Raw genomic sequence first — 21,570 nt, forward strand, 5'->3', positions numbered from 1 at the left:
AATTACCCCTTCTGGCGTTTTATGGTAGGCCCTATGTAGGTCCGGGTCGTGGTCACGAACTGGACGCCGTCGCCGACGAACCCGGTGAGGCCGCGCCGAGTGGTCGCCAGGATGACGCTCCCCGGGTGGCCGGCGGTGAGTGCGCGGACTTGCGCGGCCGCGTCAGCATTTCCGATGACAATCAACACTCTTCGGCTCGCGGCCCGCTGGTGGTACTTCGTGATGCGGGCGGGCAGGGACTTCGGCACTCGCCATCGCCAAACGCCAAGTCGGCGGAGCATCACTCGGGACACTTCGGCTAGATCGACACAGCCGTTGCGCCGGAATTCAGACAGGTCGACGGTGTACATGTCGCGCGGGAAGTCGTGGCGCCGGCGGTATGCCCAGCAGGCGGCCGCCCAGCTGGTGAACCGAGCGTCGCCCTCGATCACGACGACGGCGACGGGGCCGTTCGCGTGTGACCGCTTCACCGCGGCTTCGATGGCGGCAAATGCGTCGTCCGGCGTCATCGGAGCCCTCGCCGTTCGTAGAGCCCGGTTCTCGGGTTGTAGACGGTCCCTTCCGGTTGCTCCCATGTCTGCCCGGCAGAGTCGCAGTGCACGATCCCCCAGCACGGATTCAGGGCGCACAGGCCGTTCCAGCACGGACTGTGCAGGCGCGGCGCTGGCGGGTCCCACGGCTTGTAATGCCGGATCTGCGCCTGTCGGTCGCAAGCGGTATGGAGAGCCCAGAATTCCCGAGCGCGGTTGCCGGTCCAGAAGTCCCGTGCGCGAACCTTGCCGTCGTCACCCCAATGGAGCACGCGGAACGGCAAGACGCCGACGTCGTCTCGGTCGAACCATCGGGGTTTCGGCTCCACGAAGCCCGGGGCCGGCTGGCCGTCGTGGTCGTCTTCCCAGTCCGCGTACGCGATGTCGCGTTCGAAGCGGTTTCGTTCACGATGGTCCATGAACGGGTTTCTGAGCTGGGCCTCATCGTAGGCCCGTCGAGCCGCGACGCCGCGCGGCCCGGCATGTTCGGGCATGAGCCTTTCCGTCCCCTCCGATGCCGCAACAGCCCGCACACAGGCGGGCTGTCCGACAAGGTCCCTCTTACCTCGGGCAGCCTCTTAGGCCCCCGCGCTCCCGGACTCGTCCCCGGGATGCGCGGGGGCCATTTCTCTGTGTCTAGGCGCCGGGATCGTCATACCGCCGAGGCACAGCACGGCACCGCCCCCGACAATCAGGCCGGCAGCGGCCTGCCAGTCGGTGACGACCTGGCCGCATTCATGTGCACCAGTGGCCGGACCAACCCCGGGAGCGCTCGGGCTGATTGCGGTTCCACAGTGGACGGCCTTCCCCATGGCGCTCTCGGCGCGGAGTGGGACGAAGACCATCAGGACGCCGCCGAAGATGCCGACGAATCCGACGGCAAGGGCGGCGCGGCGCAGGTTCACTCGGTATCCCTCTTCGTCACCGTGTAGCCGAGTCTCGCCGCGAGCATGAGCAGCAATTCGTGCGCGCCAGGAATCTCGGCGTTCATGAGTTGGGCGGCCCACGCGTCACACTCGGGCGACGTGTGCGTAGCGGTCCCGCACGCGCAGTTGGTTTGTTGGGGCGCTTCGTAAATCACGACAAGGGGTTCGGCGTCGGGGCCGTCGCCCGCGGCGGCCGTGAGGTCGCACAGTTCCCAGCCCTGCCCATCGGGGGCGGCGTGGAGGTCGACGCGAACTGACTGTTCGACGTGGTGGTATCCGGCGGCCTCGCCGTGACAGAGGATCGTCGACAATGTACTTCATTCCTTTCAGCTGCCCGACCATCCCGGGTAGCACTCCTGACACCACTCGACGGTATTTGTGTTGCCTTGCAACGGTGATCGGCAGATTCGGCCGCATTCCGAGACGCCCAGCCACATTCCGCGCCATTTGAGCCGTTCGAGGTACCGCCCGGTCACACGGTGCATGACGACCCGGCCGTAGAACCAATGTGAGATCAGTTCGGGTCGCGCCTCATCTCGGAGCACCCGGTTCCCCCGGTCCGGCATGGCGCGTTCAGTCCGGCGTCGTCGGCCGCGACCACGGCGGGATGCCGGGGACGGGGCGTAGGCCGCGCGAGCCGTGACGGAGCCGCGAAGTGGGGACCTGGGAGACGACTAGGAGTTCGTCCTTCGTCGGCAGGACCAGGCCGCCCGCGGCGCGGGCGGCGTTCACACGCTCAATGACGGCGGTGAAGTAGGACATGGGGGGCGAAGGGCGGTCGGCGTTCCAGGCGATCGACAACGAGTGACGGGGAATGGTGACGACTTGGACGGCGAGCCCGACCCGCATGGCCAACAGCCCGAGTTGCCCGGCCCACTGCTCGGGCGAGCCGTCGATGTCCGCCCACTCCCATGGGAAGGTGATGGGCGTGCCGTGCATCAGTTCGCGGATCTGGTCGTCCAGGGTCGGCACCCGGTAGCTAGGCATGGGCGTCTCCCGGCCCCGGGCGTTCGAGTTCGCGCAACGCCGCGATGAGCCGGCTGGCTTCGATGCCGAGACTGCCGGCGAGATGTTCGAGGGCGTCGATGTCGATGGGGATGGTGAACCGTTCGAGGTGGTCGGCCGAGGCGGCTCGGAGCCGGGCCCACTCCCGGAGCCCTTCGAGGTCGGGGCGGTCGGTGTGAGCGAGGGCGGCGAGGTCGACCATGATCGCGTCGGTGCGCGGGGCGGCGGGTGCGTCGATGGCGGCGAACGCCTCGGCGACCAGCTCGGCGGGCGTGACGCTGTAGGCGCCGGCGTACCTCAACAGTGTGTCGATGCCCATGACCCGGGTGCCGTTCTCGTGGGTGGAGAGTGCGGGACGGCTGACGCCGATCTGTTCGGCGGCGAAACGTGCGTCCCATCCGGCGGCGCGGCGCCGGCGGCGAAGGGCGCTGCCGATTGCGGACACGAATGCCTCGGCGGCGGCGTCCGTGACGAGGTACGGGGTGCGTTCGGCGAGGTCGGCCGGGGGGCCGTCCGGGATTTCGGCGAAGGCCAACGCGGCGTCTTGGTTGGCGGCGGCGGCTCGAACCCACATACCGACGCTGTCCCGGGCTACGCCGAATCGCGCGCCGATCGCGGCGTACGAGACTTGTTCGCGCCGGAGCCGGAGGATCTCCACGTCGACGCTGGTGATCAACTGCTCAAGGGTCTCCTCGGTCAGTTCGTACTCAGTCGACAGGCGCCCCATCGACCACCCGGTATGCCGATCCCGGCGGACCATCAGCGCTAGCGCTCGGCGTCGCGCCGGGTCTTCGATCCGGGCCGCGACCTCCGGTCGATCCGCCTCGACGGCGGACACGCCGGGCGTGATGCGGCGGCTATAGAGGAGGTCGCCGACGTCGTTGATCACCGCCCTCAACGGGACGTCGTACTTCGCGCGTAGTTCGCGCAGGGTTGCACCCGCGAGGTACTGCCCGCGCAGTGTGGTGACGCTGTACGGCACCGGGCTGTCGTCGGTCACGGCCGTCACGCTGCCGTGTCGGGCTCGGCGGGGCGGCGGTGCACCAGCCGGGCAATCCGACGGGACAACGTCCGGCGGTGGGCGGCGCGGTCGCGTTGGCGCGGAATCTGGTCGGCGAGCCCTTCGCGGTAGATGAGGTCAGCCACGTCGATCGGCTGGCGACCTTCCTCCGGGTCGTCCGGGGGAGGCTCGGCTAGGGCACGCTTGTGGATCTTGCATGGCCTGCAGATGCGGGATGGCCCGACCGCGCCCGGCGCGGGGATGAGCTGATCATCACAGAGGGTGGGGAGCCGGACGTCATCGCGCTCGACGGCGATGGCTTCTTCGGGGACTTCATGTTCAACATGCGTGGTTGTGCATGTGACTGGGATGGATGCCCTGGTGGCGGGTTTGGTCATGGGATTGGTCCCCGTGGTCGGCTCCCCGGCTCATCGGCCCGTGGGATGCGGTCATGTGGTGAGGCAGCGGACGCGAATGGATCGGGGGCCCGCTCGCGTCCGCCGCCCGTCTGGGGGGGGCGGCGACCGACGGGGAGTCAAGCCGGGATGCGGTCCGAGGGGGTTTGGATAAGAACCGCTATCCCGGCGACTCAACCACGGGTCGGTCGCCGCCCGGCGGGTTGTCCCCGGGGCCTAGGAACGCCGTGTCAAGCGGACCCCGGGGACGGCCTTGGCGGGCTGGTTTCAGGCGCCGGATGGCACGGGAGCCAAGTGGCGGCCGCGCGCGTGGGCGTCACCGAGCGCGGCAAACTCAAGCAAGGCACGCGAGAGAGCGCGGGCCTGCTCTCTGTCGAAAGTGCCGGAGCCGCCCGGCGGGATGATGACGACGACCCGGCCAGCGTCGTCGTTCTGCACTCGCGTGTGCCGGGGGCGCCCAGTGGCGTCGGCGCAGGGGACTTCTCCGAAGCCGGCCGGTCCGCCGGTATCGCCGGTGGTGGTGTGATCCATGGCTCTGCCCTCTCGTGACCGGCGCCCGCGGCTCGCACTGACCCATCGGTCGGCGCGGACCCGGATGCAACGTTCCACTAAGCTCGCGGTACGCGGGGTAACCCCGCTGGTGAAATATTTCATGTGAGCGGCGTGAGTGATATCGCGACATGGGAGATTTCACCCGATCGGCCGACGCCGTCTGTCGTAACTTGGCGGGCATCCGAGGCTGACCATGTGAGCGCGTGGAGGTGGAGTGGCTGACAAGCCCGAGGTCAAGAAGGCTCGGCCGAACATCCGGCAACGGCGGGTCGCCGCCAGACTCAAGGCGTGGCGAGCCGCGACGGGCAAGACCACGGAGGAAGCCGCCGCGCAGTTGCGATGGAGCGCGGCGAAACTCAACCGGTTCGAGACGGCAGGCCAGATTGCGGGACCTGCGGAGATCATCGCGCTTGCCGCCATCCTCGGCGTTGACGAAGAGGAACGCGACCGTGTCGTGACCTACGCCGTCAAGGGTCAGGAAGGTCTCGTGTGGTGGCGTGCCTTTGCCGACGCGGACACGGGCGACGACTTCGCCGACTTCATGGTCACCGAGTCCGACGCTACTGACGTATGGAACAAGGAGGCCCTGTTGATGCCGGGGCTTCTCCAAGATGAGGACTACATGACCCGCCTCATGCGGGCGTGGAACTCCGATGACGACCGGATTGAGGCTCGGCGTGAACTCCGGCGTCGCCGACAAGAGCGAGTCACGTCCGGCGCACTGCGGATCAAGGCCATCATCTACGAAGCGGCGTTCCACCAGCCGTTCGTGTCGCGCGGCCAAAAGGATCACTTGCTGACCATGGGCGAGTTGCCGAACGTCACGTGGCAAGTCTTGCCGGCCGAGGCCGCCGAGGATGCCCCCGTCAAGACGGAGCAGGGCAGCCCGGCGGCGGGCTTCGAGGCGGCCTACCACCTCATGAAGTTCGAGAACGAAGAAGACGTGTCCGCCGTCTACGTCGAGAACCTGACCTCCGGCCTGTACATCGAATCGAGGCCGGACGTTGAGGCGTATACCCTCAACTTTGAGCGCCTGGAACGTCTGGCGCTGGACCCCAACGCGTCGGCACGGTGGCTTGAACGTGCGCGGTGACCCGACGCAGCAGTAAGAACAAAGGAAAGGACAACAATGTCCGACATCACCAGTGGCGCCCGCTGGCGAAAGAGCAGTTATAGCGGCGGCGGCGACCAACAGGCTTGCGTCGAAGTGGCCCAGACCCCGGACGTGACCGCCGTCCGAGACAGCACGGACCCCGCCGGACCGGTCATCGCGGTACCGCACGGTTCGTGGGCGGCATTCCTCGACGACGCGGTGGTCCGCTAGTCCACCGATAGGTTCGAAGGGAACGGCCCCTCGGGCGCGGGAACAAAGGGAACCGCGCCGAGGGGCCGTTCTTATGCGGTCCGCCGGACCCATGGGCGGCCGTGTCGACAGCCTACGTGATCGACGGCTCATGCCTGCTCCGTCATGTCGCTAAGCCGTGAAGTCGACGTGCGGCGGTGTGCACCCGCAATAGACCGGGATACACGTGCTCCCCGCCGAGGCGGTCGACCGGCCCGGCGTCGGTCCGGGTATTCAACACTTCCTGTTGCCGGCCTCGGTCACGGCGCAGATAGAGCACGTCGGCTTCGCCGACGATCCCCACCGCGAACCGGCATTCGATGCTGCCCACCACGTCGGCAGGGTCGCACCCCGGCGGCAGAGTGATACCCGTGGCGGCGCGGTATCCCTCGGCAAGGAAGACGTGCGCGACCGGGTCGCCGGGTGGGTCGAACCCGGCCCGTTCCTCCGCCGTGCCGGTCTCCAACAGGTGCGCGATCCGGGCAAGGTCGCTGGCCTCATTGACCGGCGTCATCGACAGGTCGAGGTATCCGGGTCGGGAATCCGGGGTCCGGCTGAGCACGTACAGCATCGGGGGCAGCTGGTCCCATCCCCGGTCGTTGTGGCATTCCTCGGCGCCGGCGATGACCCCGGCCACCGTGCCGAGGTCACCCCGCAGCCCGTGCCGGAACGCAGGCCGCCACTTAGCGGACACCAGCGTCCTCAGGCGTTGTTGTGGCCGTCGCGTCGAGTTCTGCCCCGCCGAACCAGTCGTCGGGGTCGGCTCCAACGGCGCCCAACGCCGTTTCGAAGACGTCCGCCGCTTCGGAGTGGTACTTCATGCCGTCGATGACGCCCCACACCGACACCGTGAGGCCGGGGAACTGGGCGATCAGTTGGCGTGTCCCCGCCACCACAGGGTCGGTCAACGTCATGCCGAGGAAGTCCCGCCACCCGGCGAGCACGGCGGGCACTTCGCTGTCGGGGTACATTCCGGCCGCCGAGCCCGAGAGGATCAGGCTGGAAAACGACGCGTCGAGTGTCCACGTGAGGTCGTCGCAACCGGCCTTGCGGCCCGCGGCGTTGAGCTCCGCCGTGACACCGGCGTTCACCAGGCCCGTCACGTTCCACGGGATCGTCATTACTGAGCTTGCCTTTCAGTGTCGTTGTCTATGGGTAGGTATTCGGAGAGGCCGGCCACGACCGCGCGCGCCTTGTCGGCCGGCAGGTCGATCCGCTCGGTCAGGTAGCGGAACAGCCGGTCGTCGAGCACCGCGCCGGCCATGGTGTTCAAGACGCCCTCACCGTGATCGCGAACCGCGTCCGGTTCAAGAACGCCGAGCTGTTCGCCACCAAGCTCGATCACCACTATCGGCGTGAACCGGTTGGGGCTCGCCGGATTCAGGTTGCGGCCGATCGCGGGCACCAGGCGAAGCGGTGCGGTCGTGTCGTGATCGCCGACCAGCTGTTGCCGCAAGTCACGCATGACGACGGTCTTCGCCGCGTCCTCACCGAGTTTCAGACGTTCCGTGAGCAGGCGAATCACGGCGACGGCGTGTTCCGCCTCGGTCGCCCGGCTCATGCACGTTGCGGCGTACTCGAGCGCCTGCGCTCGGTCTAGGTGGAACGCGCAGTCAGGCCCTACCGTCACGGCCACGCCGTATGTTCCGTCCGGCAATACGTCCGACCGCACCCACAGGCCGTCGTCTTCATCAGGTGTCGTTGTCATAGCCGCCTCGACCTCGGAACGCCGGTCACGGCGATTGACAGTTCCTCGATCTGCCGCAGAGCTCGGAACAGCTCCGAGGCGTCGATGGTCGCGTCCGGGATGCAGCCGTGTTCGCAACGCAGGCCACCGCGGATCAGGTCCGAACGGTCGCGCACCACGCCGAAGACGCGGCAAATCAGAGGCCGGACGTCGTACACCGAACAGGTGTTGAGCGGCGACAACGCCGGGCACCGAGGGGTCTTGCCGGTCGCGATCAGGGCCTGTAAGCGCTCGTACGACATGTGGACTGGCAAAGTCACCCCCCGGGCGGCAAGCCGCTCACGCTCCAGTTCGGACGCATCGATCGACGTGCATGAGTCATGGCACAAGCCCTTGCACTCAATGGCCGGCACCTGCTCGTAAAGGTCTTCGAGCGCGGCGATTGCCTCGGCGCGCGTGGGAATCCGCTGGCGGCTCATCGTTTCGCCCCCGCTCGGCCCGAGCCGCGTTGTGGCGGTGTCGCGGCCGCCGGCGGCGTCGCGGCGCCCTCGGTTTCGCGGACGCATACCGTGCATCGCCATCCCGTCGACTTGCCGTCTTTCATTCGCTTAGCGTTATGGACGCGCCGGCCTTCGCCGTAGGTGTCGTCCTGGAACCGGTTTGCGCAGGTGCAACGCCTGATCTCCGTCTTGGACATCTAGTTGCCCGCCCGTCCTTCGGCGTTGTCGAGCGTGTCCACGGTGGACATCTGGTCCGGCGCCCAGGCCGGCCCGAGGCTGCCCGCCTTACGCTGCGCCGCCTTACCCTGTGCCGCGTTCGCTTCGAGGCGATGCCAGACCTCGTGAACCAAGTCGACCCCTGCAATGTCGGCCAGCCTGATCACGTACATCAGTACGTCCGCGAGACCTTCGGCGATATCACGATCACCGGCAAGGTCCGCGCTGACGCTGTCCGCGTCGTAGATGGTCGCCAACACGCCGGCCGCTTTGAGAACCAGTCCGCTGACCAGCTGTCGAGGCGGGAAGCCCGCTCGCCACTTCCGTTCACCCACGAAGCTCCGAAGTTCCACGGTGAGCGTGAACAGCGAAGGGTCGTCTTTCGCCAAGGTCCGGTAGTAGCCCGGATCGATTGTCATTATTCCCCGTCCTGACGCCGCGCCTGCTGCTTCCCTTCGCGGCGCTCGCGGCGATTGCCGATTCGTTTGACTTTCTTCACGGCGCCCGACTTCTGTGTCCAGCAGAACCGGCGGCGCCATCGGCTGTGCACGTCCCGTTCCGCACCCGACCGGGTTCGTCGTTTCACGTTGCACCGCCTTGGAAATAGGGTCGGGCGGCCACGTATCCAGTGACCGCCCGACATGCAAAGTGTGTAACGGATTAACAGTCCGTTGCCCTCACGGGCGACTTTTGCGCCGTCATTGGGCGCGTCACCACGTTTAAACACGGGGATCAAGTTCATGTTCCGTCGCGCTCTGCCGTTGAGCCACAGCGCCATGATTGGAGGCGCCGGCGGGAATCGAACCCGCAATCTCGACAAGGAATCGTCCCCGCGTGGTCGATGTGACGTGCGGCGGCAATGCTGAGTCTGTGGCAAGAATCTGACATGCGGCCCGCTGCCTCTGCCGATTGGGCTACCCGGGCCCGTGGTGCCCGGGGCAGGATTCGAACCTGCACTGTGCGGGGTTGTTCCGCCTATGAGTCTGAGTCTGAGTCTGAGTCGTTCAGTCTGTGCCAATCCCCAAGCTGCCCAACCTAGGGCCCGAGGGGAAACCGTTGGGTCCGCGCCTACGCGAACAGGAAGTCGAAGAAGCGGCGGCCAATCTTCACGTCTTCGACCTCGACGGTGTTCGCCGCTTCGCGCGCCATCTTTACGGCCCGCTGTAGCGTCTCGACGCGTTCGATGAGGATCTTAATGCGGGCGGCCGGCAGTGCGCCACTCCGCTTCACTGTGGTCCATGTGCCCACAATGACGTCCTCAAAGTACATTTCCACCTGCGCCTTGTGGTGCTCGGTCGCCGGGGCTTTCTCGTAGCTGCGCGGGAGCTTCTTCGACCTGGTCGTCTCAAACGGCTCGGTCGACCACGTGTCGGTCGTCTCGTCGTACTCCCACTGCTCCGACGGGTCCAGCACAGGAAGCCTGCGGATGAACGTGTTCAGGCTGACCAACTGCTTTTCCAGGAACAGCAACACGGCCACCGGCACGTTATCCAAGAGCGTGACGTCACCCACCACCAGATCAGCCGAGGCGTTCCGGTTGGCCGTCTCCTTGGTGGCCACCGCGTCGAACGCCCGGGTCATCTTCAGGACCACGTCCGCGATGACCGCGCCGGCGCGGACCTGGACGCGCGTGGACTCGGGCGGGAGCGGGTCCCCACCGTCTTCCTTCGGCCGGTACGTGCGCGAAATGCCGGACAAAAGCGGTTGCTTCTCAAGCAGGTGATCCGCGTTTTTGAGCGCGGCGAACGCCTGCGCCTTGGCGTCCTTTTCGACCGGCAGGATTTGATGCAGCTTGACCATGGGCCCGTGACCTCCTTCTGAATCTGGTAGTTCGCATGGGGGACGGGGTTCCCCGCCGTGGGGTGTGCTTCACGGCGGGGAACCCCTTTTCCAACCCCGGCACCCCCTGCGTGCCGTGGGCGGGCGTAGCCGGGCCTCTGCTCTCGGCGGGGGCAGCCCTACAGAGCCCGGCTACGCGTCTTCACTGGACCGCGTGGACTACGACGTCCAGTCGTTCGGGGCTATCAGTCGCTTCATCGGCGACCATGCCGACGGCGATGCGGACCTTTCGCAGCTCACCGGCCGCGATCGGCGCTATCGCGATCCACGTGTGCATCCCAAGGAACACACCGTGGTACCGGCAGATGATCGGGACAACTACCCGCGGGTCGGGTGCTGGCGCCGATGCAGCGCGAAGCTTCCTGGTCCGGCTCTCGACTTCGAGCAGGACCGCGATGCCGAACAGGAACAGAAACGTCGTGCTCGCCGCCCCGATGGGGAGCCCAGTGGGGTGGGGGTTGGCCCACACGAGCCACGTCATCAGGACGCCGCCAAATGACACGGTCAGCAAGGACCACATGGTGGCGCGAGAGAACACGGCGGTGAGTACGCGCCGACATGCCGCGCGCGCTCGGGACATCACGCCGCCTCAGCTTCCTCGACGGCCGCGCGTTCGGCCAAGAACCGTTCCATGTTCCACGACCGCATGTCGTGGCGGGACATGGTCATGCCCACCAACAGATAGCCGTCGGGGTACTCGTAGGCGCGACGGATGAGGTCGCGCGTGACGCTGCTGTACTCGTCGATCCGCTTGGTGCCGCACGACCGGCATTTCAGCTTCTTCAGCAACGTGAACGCTGACCCGGACGCCTTGCCGATGTAGTCCCGGTGGGTGGGGCGCATCGCGTGGCCGAACTCCCGGCACATCTGGAACTCAGGATGGTCGAGTACGTACGCCTCGACCATCGACATGACGAACTCGTACGTAACGGCAGAGTCGTTGTAAGCCAACCTGATCTCGCCCCCTTACATCAATGTGTCCTGAGTGGACTTGGTCGCCTTCGCCCGTGGCTGCTTGCGCTTCGGCGGACTGTCCTTGTCACGTGCATCTCGCCACGCCGACCACTCTTCGAAGAGGGGACCCGTCCACCCCATCGTCTTTTTCCATGCGACGTAGGCGTGATCTGGCACCCGGCCTCGGTCGCCGAGGCCCGGCCACCCGTTCACCAGCGCCCACGCGCGAGCGTCTTTCCGCATCAGCGTCCAGCGCTCACGTTCACGGGTCGAGTGCACTTCGGGCGGCGTGAACCACTCGTGCGTGACCTCGCTTTGGTCTGCGACGACCGGCGGGGGGATAGGGGCCCGTATCACGGCCTGCCCCTTGTCGGCTTTCCGTGCGTGCGATGCCCACTCGGTCAGCACGGCTGTCAGTTCCTCAAGCCGCTCCGGGCCGAGGTCGATCACGTATTCCTGTCGCGCCGCGCGGGTGCCGGCCGCGCCGTTGACGCGGAAACCGAACTCAACCGACCCGACGGCGACGGTCTCTAGGTCGACGTCGTCGACGATGGTGATTCGTTGCGCCATGTGGCGTTCACGCCTTGGCGTTCACGCGGGTTCCACGGGCACGTCCGGTGGCCTTCGCCGGGGCCGACCGTTCCTTGACCTGGTCGGCGCGGTAGGCGGCGATCACTTCATTGGGGATGCGGCCCTGCGCGTTGACGTGGTGTCCGTTGGCTGCCGCCCATTCGCGGATGCGGGCCGATTCGCTCTGCGCCGCGAGCGGCACCGCGGCGCTGAGGTGGCGAGGCCGCTCGGCGACGCGGCGACGTACCGCACGGCCGCCGGTGCGGCGCGCACCTTCGACGTAGCGCGCCAGCTCTTCCCGCAGGTCGGCGGCGTGTTCGTCGTTGAGGTCGATGGTGTATTCGACGCCGTCGAGCATGAACTGAACGGTTTCGCTCGCCTCGGACCCGTCGAGGTCGTCGACCAACGTGATGTGCGCGTGCTGCAACGTGTGTGCTCCCGCCGTGATTTGAACGTGAGGGGAAAGGGCCTGCGCGGTCCGCGTGAAGGGGGTGCGGACTCGTCAACTGCCTTTCAATACGCGGTGACCGCGTGTTGCCTGGCAGTTAACACCCGAGGCCATGACCTCGCAACCAACCGGCCGGCTGGCGTCGGGGTGTTTCGGCGTCTTGTCCGTGTGCCAATTGACCACTGTGGACCGGGTCCGACTCGTCCCCCTGTGGCCGAATCCCCAGCAAGATCGTCATCTTTGGCATACCCGGCACTGTCCATAGTGGGCACACCGTGGGTGCGTCCGGTGCGCCGAACCGTCTCTTGATATGTCACTCAACCGGGCGACGGCAACCACTCAGGCGACGCGTTCCCCGCCGGCTTCGTGGGCGCGCTCCCACGCCTCGACGTCCGCGAGCCGGTATCGCACGTGGCGGCCGGCCCGGAAGTACTTCGGACCGGTCTGGTGACTGTTCCAGCGGTAGAGCGTCGGCACGGGGACGCCGAGCCGGTCGGACAGGTCGCGGATGCTCAGGTGCTTCGCAGGCATCGTCAACACCTCTCAGTGGTGGTGATCATTTCGCAGTAGTTGCGACATTGGCACACCTAGTGGCACAGTCGTACTGCCAGACCACGACCGAAAGGTGGCAGGGTGCCCGATCACCCACGTCCGTTGACGCGCGCAGACTTCACCTACGGCTACGCCGAGTTCGACGCCGGCGACACAGTCCGCATGGGTGGTGACCGACTGCTACCGCGGCGGATCACCGCGTACATCACCAGTGCTCCGGACCTTCCGGCCACCATGTTGACGATCGAAGCCCGGGACGGCGTCCCGGTGTGCACGGCCGTGACCGTGACCGCCAAGGACGGCGGCCGCGAAGTCCGAGCGGTCGATCTTCGGGCGATCAAACTCGAAGACTGGATAGAGGCGATCGTTGCCGAAGTCGCACCCACGATCGTCGCGTCCGACGACGACGGCCGCCCCATCATCGTGAGCCCGGCACCCGGCACCCCGGATGCACAGCGGCTCGCCGTTGCCGCCGTCCGGGCAGCCCGCCACGGCACCCGCAAGACGGTCACCGAAGACCACTTGCGCACCGTCGCCGAGGTCTACAACGCCGCCGACCCTCGGCGGGGGATTAAGACCGTGGAAGAGCGGTTCGGCACGTCGTACCGCACCGCCGCCCGGTGGATCGCCGCCGCGCGCGACAAGGGTTTCATTCCAGAAAGGGACGAGAAATGACAGTCGAAGATCGCTGGCATCACAGAGGCACACGCACGCGGACCAAGGACTACGGGCGCGGGAAGCGTTGGCGTGTGAGGAATCCCGGGTGCCCCACCCGCTCGTTCGCGAAGAAGAGCGACGCGGAAAAGCACGACACGGCCGTTAACGCCGACCTGCTGAAAGGGTTGCAGCCGTACGACGCAACCAAGGGTCTCATCCTGTTCCGGGACTACGTGGAAAAGCATTGGCTGCCGAACCACCCCGGCACGCCCCGGACGATCGAGACGGTCAAGTCCCGGCTTAAGAACCACATCTATCCGCACTTCGGGGCCAAGCGCATGATCGATTGCCGACCGTCCTCGGTGAACGGATGGAAGGCGTACATGCGGAACAAGACGTCAGTGCGCGGCGGGAAACTCTCGGACGCAACGATCCTCGCGTGCTGGATACACCTCGGTGGCATCTTTCGCGGGGCCAAGATCGACGGCGTGATCCCGGCACACCCGTACGACGAGGTAGAGCGCGTGGACGACCCCCGCCGGGTGGAACCCCGATTGTTCGAGGACGAGACGGTCGACGGCATCCTGAGCGCCTTCCCCGACCGGTACCACGCGATCCCGCTGGTGTCCGCCACGTGCGGTCACAGGCAGGGCGAGAGCTTCGCCGTCGCCGTCGAGGACATCGACTTTCTGCAACGGAAGATCACGATCCGTCACCAAGTGCAGCGCATCAACGGGACGCTCACCCTGGTCCCGCCCAAGCGGGGGTCCGTGCGGACGGTGCCGCTTCCCGCGATGACGGCGGAAGCCCTTGCCGCGCATATTGCCCGGTACGGCACCATGGCCGTCCGGTGCGAGTGCTGCAAGAAGTCGAACCGTCTCCTGTTCATCTCGGAGACCGGGAAGTTGATCAACCGTAGTCAGTTCAACGAGCGGGTCTGGCGGCCGGCTGTGATGGCGGCGGGTCTGGACCCCGCCGATGAGGACGAGACCGGGCAGCACTGCCTGCGGCACTACTACGTGTCGACGCTCATCGACGGCCACACCAACCCCAAGGCGATCCAGCAGTACCTAGGCCACAAGAACATGAAGACGACCATGGACGTGTACGGCCACCTGTTCGAGCGGGCCCACGGGCAGGCGGCGGACACCATCGACCGCGCGTTCGCTGGCCGGGCCCGCGCGTACCCTCCGCGTACCGGGACGGGGGCCTAGCGGTGCTCCCCGCAGGTCAGGGCCAGATTTCGCCTGAACCCGTCGTGAAAGGACCGTTCGCGCCGTCGGTCCCGAAACTGTCGGGGGTGTGTTCTAGCGTTGCCGTCGTGGAGTTCAGCGCAGACACCCGGGCCACCTACCTTCCCGCGGATCCCCCGCGGGACGGCGTGCTGGCCTTGTGGGGCGACGACGTGGCCGGCGGGACCACGATCGAGCTCGTGCTGCCCCGGGGCGCCAAGTTCGCGCGGACGAAGGTCGAGGCGGAGCTGGTGCCCCTCGAACGCGCCCTGCCCCGGCTGCTGTCGGTCGGGGAGGAGGCGAGCCCGGCGGTCGCGGCGTGGTCGGCGGCGGTCAACGCGGGGGTGAACCTCGTCGCACGCGGGCGGCTGCGTCCCGCGGTCTCCCCGGCGGGGGCGGCGGCGTGGCGGATCGGGCCGCTGGACGCGGCCGACGAGGAACTGCTGCGCGGGCTGGCCGGGGCGTTGCCACCGGAGGCGTACGCGCTGCCGCTGACCGGGCTGAAACGCATCCGCCTGCACTCGCCGGACTCCCTGGTCCGCGCCCTGTGGGACGCGACGGCCGACCTGCTGGCGCGCAGCCCGGCGGCCCCGGTCGGCGCGGGCGACCCGGCGTTCGCGGCGCGCGAACCGGCGCTGCTCGGCCCGGACGGCGCGGCGTGGCTGGCCGAGCTGGAGGCGCGTGAGCCGCGGGGTGTCCAGGTGCTGCTGCGGGTCGAGGGCCTGGACGACGAGTCGTTCGCCGGGGTGCTGGCGGTGCGGAGCATGGCGGAGCCGAGCCTGGTGGTGGAGGCGTCGACGCTGTGGGACGCGCCGGACGCGGTGCTGAGCCGGCTCGGCGACCAGGTGGAGACGCAGCTGCTGCTGGGCCTCCGCCGCGGCGCGCGGGCGTGGGCGCCGCTGGAGCGGGTGCTGGACCAGCCGGCCCCGTCCTCGCTGGAGCTGTCCGACGACGAGGTGGTCGACCTCCTCACCGACGGCGCCCGCGACCTGGGCGGCGCGGGCATCGAGGTGCTGTGGTCGAAGGGGCTGTTCGCGGGCGAGGTGAAGGCGAAGGCGAGCGCGACCCAGGCACCGGCGAGCGTGACGGAGGCGGAGTTCGCGCTGCGGAGCCTCCTGGAGTTCCGCTGGCAGCTGAGCCTGGGCGGCGAGCAGCTGACGCCATCCGAGGTGGCGGCGCTGGCGGAAGCGAAGCGGCCGTTGGTCCGGTTGCGCGGGCAGTGGGTGCGGGTGGACCCGCAGCTGCTGGCCCGCGTGCGAAGCCGTACGCGAAAGCTGGAGGCGGGCGAGGCGCTGGCGGCGGCGCTGACGGGCGAGCTGGAACTGGACGGCGAGCGGGTGGAGTTCACGGCCCCGCCGGTGCTGGGCGACTTGGTTTTCCGGATCCGGGACCGGGCGTCAAGCGAGGTGGCGCCACCGCCGGGGTTGCGGGCGACGCTGCGGCCGTACCAGCAGGCGGGGTTGGCGTGGCTGTCCACGATGACGGGGCTCGGGTTGGGCGCGTGCCTGGCCGACGACATGGGGCTGGGCAAGACGATCCAGCTGATCGCGCTCCACCTGCACCGGCGTGCGACAGCGCCGGGCCCCACCCTGGTCCTCTGCCCCACCTCCCTCCTCGGCAACTGGGAGCGCGAGTTCGCCCGGTTCGCCCCCGAAATCCCCGTCCGCCGGTTCCACGGTGGCAGCCGTCACCTCGACGACCTCGCCCCCGACGAGGTCGTCCTCGCCACCTACGGCGTCCTCCGGCGCGACCGCGAAACGCTGTCCGAAGTGGACTGGGGCCTCGTCGCCGCCGACGAGGCCCAGCACGTCAAGAACCCCCTCTCCGCCACCGCCAAGGAACTCCGCAAGATCCCCGCCCGCGCCAAGGTCGCCCTCACCGGCACCCCGGTCGAAAACCGGCTCACCGAACTCTGGTCCATTGTGGACTGGACCACCCCCGGCCTCCTCGGTCCGCTCGACCGCTTCCGCCGCACGGTCGCGCGCCCGATCGAACGCGACCGCGACAAGGCCGTCACCGAACGGCTCGCCGCCACCGTGCGGCCGTTCCTGTTGCGGCGGCGCAAGTCCGATCCGGACATCGCCCCGGAACTGCCGCCCAAGACCGAGACCGACCGGTTCGTGCCGCTCACCGCCGAGCAGACCACGCTCTACGAAGCCGTCGTGCGCGAAAACCTCGCCGAGATCCGCGAGACGCAGGGCATCAAGCGGCGCGGCCAGGTCCTGCAGCTGCTCACCGAGCTCAAGCAGATCTGCAACCACCCGGCCCAGTTCCTCAAGGAACCGCACGGCGCGCTCACCGGCCGCTCGGGCAAGCTCGCCGCGTTCGAAGAGCTCATCGACGTCATCCTCGACGAAGGCGAGAGCGTCCTCGTCTTCAGTCAGTACGTCCAGCTCTGCCGGCTGCTCGAACGCCGCCTCACCGAGCGCGGCATGCCGACCGAGCTGCTCTCCGGCGAAAGCTCGCCGGCGAAACGCCAGGACATGGTCGACCGGTTCCAGGCCGGCGAAATCCCCGTCTTCCTGCTCTCGCTCAAGGCGGGCGGCGTCGGGCTCAACCTGACCCGCGCGACCCACGTCATCCACTACGACCGCTGGTGGAACCCGGCCGTCGAAGACCAGGCGACCGACCGCGCCTACCGCATCGGGCAGGACCGGCCCGTCCAGGTCCACCGGCTCATCGCCGAGGGCACCCTGGAGGAGCGGATCGCGCAGGTGCTGGAAAAGAAGCGCGGGCTGGCGGAGTCGATCGTCGGCGCGGGGGAAGACTGGATCACCGAGCTCTCCGACGACGAGCTCGCCGACCTGGTCCGCCTCGGGAGCGGATGATGCCCCCGAGGCGCAACTTCGGCACGACGTGGTGGGGCCGCGCCTGGGTCGACGCCCTGGAACAACGCGCCAAGCTCGACCCGAACCGGCTGCCGCGCGGGCGGACGTACGCGCGCAAGGGCACGGTCAGCGAGCTGCACTTCGGCGCCGGTGCGATGACGGCGCGGGTGCGCGGCAGCCGGCCGCAGCCGTACAAGGTGACCATCACCATGCGCACCTTCACCGACGGCGAGTGGGACACCCTGCTCGGCGTCGTCGGCACGCGGCTCGGCCACGCGGCCGCCCTGCTCGACGGCGAACTGCCGGCCGCGCTGGCCGAGCAGGCGCGCGAGGCGGGCGCCGACCTGCTGCCCGGCCCGGGCGACCTGCGGCCGCGGTGCTCGTGTCCGGACTCGGCGAACCCGTGCAAGCACGTCGCCGCGGTGTACTACCTGGTCGCCGACGAGGTGGACCGCGACCCGTTCACGCTGTTCCTGCTGCGCGGCCGCCCCCGCGCGGACGTCCTGGCCGAGCTGCGAGCCCGCCGCTCTCCGACGCGCGGCGAGAAGCCGAAGCTGCCGAAGCGCGTCGACGAGGGCCTCACGCCCCGCGCGGCCTACGCCCGCCGCCCGGCCGCGATCCCCGCGTTGCCCCCGCCACCGCGAGTGGCCGGCCCACCCGCGGTCCTGGACCTGGACCCACCACCGAGCACCGGCTGGACGGCGGCGGCGCTCTCCGGCCTGGCGGCGGACGCGGCCTCGCTGGCCCGCGACCTTCTGCACACCGGCCCGACGGCAACCCAGCTGACGTTCGAGGAAGACCTGGCCCGCCGGGCGGCGAGCCGCTCCGGCTCGGACTTCACCGCTCTGGCCACCGCCGCCGAGGTGCCGGCGCGAGAGCTGGTCCTCTGGGCGGAGGCGTGGCGCGAAGCCGGCCGCGCGGGCTTGGCGGTCGTGCGCGAGACGTGGCAACCGGGCCCGGGCCCGTTGGCCGAAGCACAGGCAGTCCTGGCCGACGCGGGTCTGCCGGGAAAGCCGAAGGTGTGGCGCAACCGCCTGACGCAGGGAGAGCTGCAGCTGCGCTACGGCCGCGACGCCCGCTGGTACCGATTCGTCCGCGAGGGAACGGAGTGGCGCCTCGACGGCCCACCCTCGGCGAGCCCGGTGGACCTGGCCTACTGACCCCGGTGCTCGGCTTTCCAAGCGTTGTAGGTGAAGTCCAAGAACCGCGCCACCCCGCGCACCACGTGCGCGCTCCGCACCGACGTGAACACGTCGAACGCGTGCTGCGCCCCCGCCAGCTCCGCGTAAGCCACCGGCTGGCGCGACTTCTCCCGCAACCGCCGCACGAACTCCCGCGCCTCGCGCACCGGCACCAGCGAGTCGTCCCGGCCGTGGATCACGAAGAACGGCGGTGCCTCCGAAGAAATCCGGTCCAACGGCGACGCCGCCACGTAGTCGTCCAAATGCCGGACCGGGTCACGATCGGCCGCGAACACCCGCCGCGCGATCAAGCTCTCCAGCCGGTACTGGCTCGCCCGCGAGCCGGACGTCGCCGCGAAGTCGTACACCCCGTAGTGCGGCACGCACGCCTGGACGCTCGTGTCCACGTCCTCGAACGACGGCTGCAGCGCCGGGTCGTTCTGCGACAACGCCAGCAACGCCGACAAGTGCCCGCCCGCTGAACCGCCCGTCACCGCCACGAAATCCGGGTCGCCGCCGTACGAAGCGATCGACGAACGGATCCACGCCAGCGCCTGCTTCGCCGCCACGATGTGCGCCGGCCAGCGGTGCGCCGGCGACAGCGGGTAGTTGATCGCCACGCACACCCAGCCTCGACGCGCCAGGTAGCGCATCAATGGCCGGCCCTGCTCCTCCTTGTTGCCGATCACCCACGCGCCGCCGTGGACCTGCAGCAGCACCGGCGCTCCCGAGACGTCGGAAGAAGGCCGGTACACGTCCAGCAGGAACCGCTTCCCGCCCGGCGCGTACGCGATGTTGCGGTCGACCCGCACGTCCGGCGCGCCCATCCGGAACGGCAACGCCAGCTCGCCCCACGGCAGCCCGAGGTCGGAGCGGCCCAGCTCGGCCGCGTAGTCCTCGCCCAGTGCCGACGTCAGCGCCGACTCGATCTCCTCGCGGGCGCCGTGGCCCGTGCGGACCAGCGCGGCGAGGCCGGCCGCCGACGCCGCGGCCATCGCCAGCCCCGCCTGCGTCGACCGGTCGCGGACGCCGTGGCGGGCCACGTGCACCGCGGCGTCGGCCGCCGTCAGCGCGAGGAACTGGGGCGCCAGCTCGCTGGTCAGCCACCCGGCGAAGAACGCCGGGATCGTCGTGGACCGGGCCCGCAACGGGCGGAGCGCGTTCGCCGTGAGACCGAGCTGGACCGCGCGACGGATCAGGAAATTCGGCTGCACCAGCGTGATGATACCGGCGAGTAGGGTGACGCGCCGCCTACGCTGATCGCCATGCAGAGACTGAGCGGCCTCGACGCGAGCTTCCTGTACCTCGAGACGTCGGCCCAGGTCCTGCACGTCTGCGGGCTGCTCGTCCTCGACGGCTCGACCGTCCCCGGCGGCTACAGCTTCGCGAAGCTCGAGAACGAACTCGAAAAGCGGGTCCGGGTGATCCCGGCGTTCCGCCGCAAACTGCACAATCCGGTCTGGAATATCGGGCATCCCGTGTGGATCGAGGACGAGGACTTCGACCTCGACCACCACGTGCACCGCATCGGCGTCCCGGCCCCCGGCGACCGCGCCGAACTGGCCGAGCTCTGCGCGCACATCGCCGGCCAGCAGCTCGACCGCGCGCACCCGCTCTGGCAGCTCTACGTCATCGAAGGCCTGGCCGACGGCCAGATCGCCGTGCTGCTGAAGATGCACCACGCGAGCGTCGACGGCGTGAGCGGCGCCAGCCTGATCACCTACCTCGCCGGCCTCGAGCCCGACGCGCCGATGCCGGACGTCGAGGCGCCCCGCAACCCCGCGCTGCCGTCGCCGGCGCAGCTGCTCCGCACCGGCGTCGAGAGCATCGCCCGACGCCCCGCCGAGGTCGCCCGGCTGCTGCCCGACCTGCTCGGGCTCGTCCCGCGGTGGCTCGGCAAAGCGTTGCGCGGCAAGGGGATGCCGGTCCCGTTCACCGCGCCGCGGACGTCGCTGAACGGCACGATCACCGGCCACCGCAGCGTCGCCTTCGCCCAGCTCGACCTCGACGACGTCAAGGCGGTCAAGAACGCGTTCGGCGTCACGGTGAACGACGTCGTGCTCGCCCTCGTCGCCGGCGCGCTGCGGGACTTCCTCGGAGCGCGCGGCGACCTGCCCGAAGATCCGCTGGTCGCGACCGTCCCGGTCTCGGTGCACGACCGGACCGAACGCGACCACGGCAGCAACAAGGTGTCCGCGTTCTTCGCCTCGCTGCCGACGCACCTCGAGGACCCGGCCGCGCGCGTGTTCTTCCTCGCCGAGGCCAACCGGCTGTCCAAGGACCACCACTACGACATCGACGCCGACATGCTGCAGGACTGGGCGCAGTTCTCCGCGGCGACGATGTTCGGCCTCGCCGTGCGCGCGTATTCGGCGCTGCGCCTGGCCGAAAAGCACCCGGTGGTGCACAACCTGGTCGTCTCCAACGTGCCCGGCCCGCCGATGCCGCTCTACCTCCTCGGCGCGCGGATCACCGGCTTCTACCCGCTCGGCCCGGTCTTCCACGGCGCCGGGCTGAACGTCACGGTGCTGTCCAACGCCGGCAAGGTGCACGTCGGCCTGCTCGGCGCGCGGGAGCTCGTCAAAGACCTCTGGCCGCTCGCCGACGCGCTCCCGGAGGCCCTCGCCGGACTGCTCAAGGCCGCGGGCTGAGGATCACGACCGGGATCTCCCGGTCGGTCCACGCCTGGTACTTCGCGAAGTCGGCGTAGAGCTCGACCAGCCGCGGCCACAGCTCCGCGCGTTCGTCCGGATCGGCGACCCGGGCCGTGACGGCGACGTCCCGCCGTCCTTTGAGGTGGACGCGGGTTTCGGGGTGGGCCAGCAGGTTCCGGTACCACTGCGGGTGCTTCGGCAGCCCGCCCTGCGAGCCGACGATGACGACGTCCTCGCCCGAGCGCAGGTACAGCAGCGGCGTGGTGAACAGCCGGCCGGACTTGCGCCCGCGGTGCTCCAGCAGCAGCGTCGGCACCGGCTTGCGGAAGCCGGCACCGATCCGCCACGTGCTGCCGACGCGCCCGCCGGTCAGCCGGAACACCGCGACCTGCGCTTTCGCGCCGTACTTCATGACCTTCGCCGTCACGGGCGAGTCGAGACCGCCGGGTTTCTCGTCGGGCAGGCTGAAGCGTCCCATCGG

General features: G+C 68.8%; 27 protein-coding genes. 9 read left to right on the top strand and 18 right to left on the bottom strand.

The genetic code is table 11. The features are described from left to right. Positions 1-2: 2 nt before the first annotated feature. From BLV96_RS31615 to BLV96_RS49345, 6 genes are all read right to left on the bottom strand, one after another. The gene (locus BLV96_RS31615; protein ID WP_086674016.1) at positions 3-509 is read right to left on the bottom strand and encodes a hypothetical protein; all 507 of its coding nucleotides are present in this window, start codon (positions 507-509) and stop codon (positions 3-5) included. Next, positions 506-1,024, bottom strand: coding sequence for a hypothetical protein (locus BLV96_RS49340; protein ID WP_143051055.1), 519 nt, complete (start codon positions 1,022-1,024; stop codon positions 506-508). The genes BLV96_RS31615 and BLV96_RS49340 overlap by 4 nt, the downstream gene beginning before the upstream one ends. A 407-nt stretch (positions 1,025-1,431) precedes the next feature. After that, positions 1,432-1,767 (bottom strand): hypothetical protein, encoded by a 336-nt coding sequence (locus tag BLV96_RS31625; protein ID WP_086674012.1) that lies wholly within the window; start codon positions 1,765-1,767, stop codon positions 1,432-1,434. Between the two features lie 262 nt (positions 1,768-2,029). Beyond that, complete coding sequence (locus BLV96_RS31630; RefSeq protein WP_086674010.1) at positions 2,030-2,443, bottom strand: hypothetical protein; 414 nt, start codon at positions 2,441-2,443, stop codon at positions 2,030-2,032. Next, the gene (locus BLV96_RS31635; RefSeq protein ID WP_143051056.1) at positions 2,436-3,461 is read right to left on the bottom strand and encodes a helix-turn-helix domain-containing protein; all 1,026 of its coding nucleotides are present in this window, start codon (positions 3,459-3,461) and stop codon (positions 2,436-2,438) included. Before BLV96_RS31635 ends, BLV96_RS31630 begins: the two co-directional genes overlap by 8 nt. A gap of 5 nt (positions 3,462-3,466) precedes the next feature. Further along, a complete protein-coding gene (locus tag BLV96_RS49345) occupies positions 3,467-3,859 on the bottom strand; it encodes a hypothetical protein (protein WP_143051057.1) in 393 nt (130 codons plus the stop codon). 312 nt (positions 3,860-4,171) lie between these two features. Between BLV96_RS49345 and BLV96_RS49350 the strand changes: the two genes are divergently transcribed. From BLV96_RS49350 to BLV96_RS31650, 3 genes are all read left to right on the top strand, one after another. Beyond that, positions 4,172-4,426, top strand: coding sequence for a hypothetical protein (locus tag BLV96_RS49350; RefSeq protein ID WP_143051058.1), 255 nt, complete (start codon positions 4,172-4,174; stop codon positions 4,424-4,426). Positions 4,427-4,643: 217 nt separating this feature from the next. Next, entirely contained in the window at positions 4,644-5,522 is an 879-nt protein-coding gene (locus BLV96_RS31645) for a helix-turn-helix domain-containing protein (protein WP_086674004.1), read from the top strand. A gap of 36 nt (positions 5,523-5,558) precedes the next feature. After that, on the top strand, positions 5,559-5,753 hold the full coding sequence (locus BLV96_RS31650; protein WP_086674002.1) for a DUF397 domain-containing protein: 195 nt from the start codon (positions 5,559-5,561) through the stop codon (positions 5,751-5,753). A gap of 142 nt (positions 5,754-5,895) precedes the next feature. Here the strand turns inward: BLV96_RS31650 and BLV96_RS31655 are convergent, their stop codons facing one another. From BLV96_RS31655 to BLV96_RS31680, 6 genes are all read right to left on the bottom strand, one after another. Beyond that, entirely contained in the window at positions 5,896-6,408 is a 513-nt protein-coding gene (locus BLV96_RS31655) for a hypothetical protein (RefSeq protein WP_143051059.1), read from the bottom strand. Positions 6,409-6,454: 46 nt separating this feature from the next. Then, positions 6,455-6,892, bottom strand: a complete 438-nt coding sequence (locus BLV96_RS31660; protein ID WP_086673998.1) for a hypothetical protein — start codon at positions 6,890-6,892, stop codon at positions 6,455-6,457. Continuing rightward, complete coding sequence (locus BLV96_RS31665; protein ID WP_143051060.1) at positions 6,892-7,479, bottom strand: hypothetical protein; 588 nt, start codon at positions 7,477-7,479, stop codon at positions 6,892-6,894. Before BLV96_RS31665 ends, BLV96_RS31660 begins: the two co-directional genes overlap by 1 nt. Further along, positions 7,476-8,039, bottom strand: coding sequence for a YkgJ family cysteine cluster protein (locus tag BLV96_RS31670; RefSeq protein WP_143051061.1), 564 nt, complete (start codon positions 8,037-8,039; stop codon positions 7,476-7,478). The genes BLV96_RS31665 and BLV96_RS31670 overlap by 4 nt, the downstream gene beginning before the upstream one ends. Positions 8,040-8,155: 116 nt before the next feature. Continuing rightward, complete coding sequence (locus BLV96_RS31675; protein WP_086678612.1) at positions 8,156-8,593, bottom strand: hypothetical protein; 438 nt, start codon at positions 8,591-8,593, stop codon at positions 8,156-8,158. Positions 8,594-9,242: 649 nt separating this feature from the next. Continuing rightward, positions 9,243-9,974 carry a DUF7873 family protein gene (locus BLV96_RS31680; protein WP_091389791.1) on the bottom strand — a complete coding sequence of 244 codons (732 nt, stop codon included), beginning with the start codon at positions 9,972-9,974 and terminating at the stop codon, positions 9,243-9,245. Positions 9,975-10,167: 193 nt separating this feature from the next. Here BLV96_RS31680 and BLV96_RS49355 point away from each other — a divergent pair, with 193 nt between their 5' ends. Further along, entirely contained in the window at positions 10,168-10,512 is a 345-nt protein-coding gene (locus BLV96_RS49355; protein WP_143051062.1) for a hypothetical protein, read from the top strand. Positions 10,513-10,592: 80 nt separating this feature from the next. Here BLV96_RS49355 and BLV96_RS31690 read toward each other — a convergent pair whose 3' ends face one another. The 4 genes from BLV96_RS31690 to BLV96_RS31705 form a co-directional block, all read right to left on the bottom strand. Continuing rightward, positions 10,593-10,925, bottom strand: coding sequence for a hypothetical protein (locus BLV96_RS31690; RefSeq protein ID WP_143051063.1), 333 nt, complete (start codon positions 10,923-10,925; stop codon positions 10,593-10,595). A 54-nt stretch (positions 10,926-10,979) separates the two neighbouring features. Further along, positions 10,980-11,537 carry an Lsr2 dimerization domain-containing protein gene (locus BLV96_RS31695; protein WP_086676622.1) on the bottom strand — a complete coding sequence of 186 codons (558 nt, stop codon included), beginning with the start codon at positions 11,535-11,537 and terminating at the stop codon, positions 10,980-10,982. A 7-nt stretch (positions 11,538-11,544) separates the two neighbouring features. Continuing rightward, positions 11,545-11,964 carry a histone-like nucleoid-structuring protein Lsr2 gene (locus tag BLV96_RS31700; RefSeq protein WP_086676621.1) on the bottom strand — a complete coding sequence of 140 codons (420 nt, stop codon included), beginning with the start codon at positions 11,962-11,964 and terminating at the stop codon, positions 11,545-11,547. Positions 11,965-12,324: 360 nt separating this feature from the next. Beyond that, the gene (locus BLV96_RS31705; RefSeq protein ID WP_086676620.1) at positions 12,325-12,516 is read right to left on the bottom strand and encodes a helix-turn-helix transcriptional regulator; all 192 of its coding nucleotides are present in this window, start codon (positions 12,514-12,516) and stop codon (positions 12,325-12,327) included. Between the two features lie 102 nt (positions 12,517-12,618). On the opposite strand from BLV96_RS31705, the gene BLV96_RS31710 reads away from it, so the two are divergent. From BLV96_RS31710 to BLV96_RS31725, 4 genes are all read left to right on the top strand, one after another. Beyond that, positions 12,619-13,212 carry a hypothetical protein gene (locus BLV96_RS31710; protein ID WP_143051064.1) on the top strand — a complete coding sequence of 198 codons (594 nt, stop codon included), beginning with the start codon at positions 12,619-12,621 and terminating at the stop codon, positions 13,210-13,212. Then, on the top strand, positions 13,209-14,408 hold the full coding sequence (locus BLV96_RS31715; protein WP_086676618.1) for a tyrosine-type recombinase/integrase: 1,200 nt from the start codon (positions 13,209-13,211) through the stop codon (positions 14,406-14,408). Before BLV96_RS31710 ends, BLV96_RS31715 begins: the two co-directional genes overlap by 4 nt. A gap of 107 nt (positions 14,409-14,515) precedes the next feature. After that, the gene (locus tag BLV96_RS31720; RefSeq protein WP_086676617.1) at positions 14,516-17,254 is read left to right on the top strand and encodes a DEAD/DEAH box helicase; all 2,739 of its coding nucleotides are present in this window, start codon (positions 14,516-14,518) and stop codon (positions 17,252-17,254) included. Continuing rightward, entirely contained in the window at positions 17,254-18,414 is a 1,161-nt protein-coding gene (locus BLV96_RS31725; protein ID WP_091389794.1) for an SWIM zinc finger family protein, read from the top strand. The genes BLV96_RS31720 and BLV96_RS31725 overlap by 1 nt, the downstream gene beginning before the upstream one ends. On the opposite strand, the gene BLV96_RS31730 is transcribed toward BLV96_RS31725, so the two are convergent. After that, positions 18,408-19,649 (bottom strand): alpha/beta hydrolase, encoded by a 1,242-nt coding sequence (locus tag BLV96_RS31730; protein WP_086684902.1) that lies wholly within the window; start codon positions 19,647-19,649, stop codon positions 18,408-18,410. The genes BLV96_RS31725 and BLV96_RS31730 overlap by 7 nt on opposite strands. Positions 19,650-19,700: 51 nt before the next feature. On the opposite strand from BLV96_RS31730, the gene BLV96_RS31735 reads away from it, so the two are divergent. Beyond that, complete coding sequence (locus BLV96_RS31735; protein ID WP_086684905.1) at positions 19,701-21,086, top strand: WS/DGAT/MGAT family O-acyltransferase; 1,386 nt, start codon at positions 19,701-19,703, stop codon at positions 21,084-21,086. Here BLV96_RS31735 and BLV96_RS31740 read toward each other — a convergent pair. Beyond that, a complete protein-coding gene (locus tag BLV96_RS31740) occupies positions 21,070-21,567 on the bottom strand; it encodes a nitroreductase family deazaflavin-dependent oxidoreductase (RefSeq protein ID WP_086684908.1) in 498 nt (165 codons plus the stop codon). The two genes, BLV96_RS31735 and BLV96_RS31740, sit on opposite strands and share 17 nt — an antisense overlap. Positions 21,568-21,570 lie beyond the last annotated feature (3 nt).

Origin of the sequence: Amycolatopsis pretoriensis, from assembly GCF_900107925.1 — a bacterium.
GTDB classification, from domain to species: domain Bacteria; phylum Actinomycetota; class Actinomycetes; order Mycobacteriales; family Pseudonocardiaceae; genus Amycolatopsis; species Amycolatopsis pretoriensis.

Bases quoted from the DNA above. Each gene is read 5' to 3' on its own strand.
- BLV96_RS31725 (WP_091389794.1), top strand. From the start codon at position 17,254: ATGCCCCCGAGGCGCAACTTCGGCACGACGTGGTGGGGCCGCGCCTGG.
- BLV96_RS49340 (WP_143051055.1), bottom strand. From the start codon at position 1,024: ATGCCCGAACATGCCGGGCCGCGCGGCGTCGCGGCTCGACGGGCCTAC.
- BLV96_RS31665 (WP_143051060.1), bottom strand. From the start codon at position 7,479: ATGACAACGACACCTGATGAAGACGACGGCCTGTGGGTGCGGTCGGAC.
- BLV96_RS31670 (WP_143051061.1), bottom strand. From the start codon at position 8,039: ATGGCGATGCACGGTATGCGTCCGCGAAACCGAGGGCGCCGCGACGCC.
- BLV96_RS31630 (WP_086674010.1), bottom strand. From the start codon at position 2,443: ATGCCTAGCTACCGGGTGCCGACCCTGGACGACCAGATCCGCGAACTG.
- BLV96_RS31615 (WP_086674016.1), bottom strand. From the start codon at position 509: ATGACGCCGGACGACGCATTTGCCGCCATCGAAGCCGCGGTGAAGCGG.
- BLV96_RS31690 (WP_143051063.1), bottom strand. From the start codon at position 10,925: ATGTCGATGGTCGAGGCGTACGTACTCGACCATCCTGAGTTCCAGATG.
- BLV96_RS49345 (WP_143051057.1), bottom strand. From the start codon at position 3,859: ATGACCAAACCCGCCACCAGGGCATCCATCCCAGTCACATGCACAACC.
- BLV96_RS31680 (WP_091389791.1), bottom strand. From the start codon at position 9,974: ATGGTCAAGCTGCATCAAATCCTGCCGGTCGAAAAGGACGCCAAGGCG.
- BLV96_RS31660 (WP_086673998.1), bottom strand. From the start codon at position 6,892: ATGACGATCCCGTGGAACGTGACGGGCCTGGTGAACGCCGGTGTCACG.
- BLV96_RS31740 (WP_086684908.1), bottom strand. From the start codon at position 21,567: ATGGGACGCTTCAGCCTGCCCGACGAGAAACCCGGCGGTCTCGACTCG.
- BLV96_RS31705 (WP_086676620.1), bottom strand. From the start codon at position 12,516: ATGCCTGCGAAGCACCTGAGCATCCGCGACCTGTCCGACCGGCTCGGC.
- BLV96_RS31695 (WP_086676622.1), bottom strand. From the start codon at position 11,537: ATGGCGCAACGAATCACCATCGTCGACGACGTCGACCTAGAGACCGTC.
- BLV96_RS31675 (WP_086678612.1), bottom strand. From the start codon at position 8,593: ATGACAATCGATCCGGGCTACTACCGGACCTTGGCGAAAGACGACCCT.
- BLV96_RS31735 (WP_086684905.1), top strand. From the start codon at position 19,701: ATGCAGAGACTGAGCGGCCTCGACGCGAGCTTCCTGTACCTCGAGACG.
- BLV96_RS31715 (WP_086676618.1), top strand. From the start codon at position 13,209: ATGACAGTCGAAGATCGCTGGCATCACAGAGGCACACGCACGCGGACC.
- BLV96_RS31650 (WP_086674002.1), top strand. From the start codon at position 5,559: ATGTCCGACATCACCAGTGGCGCCCGCTGGCGAAAGAGCAGTTATAGC.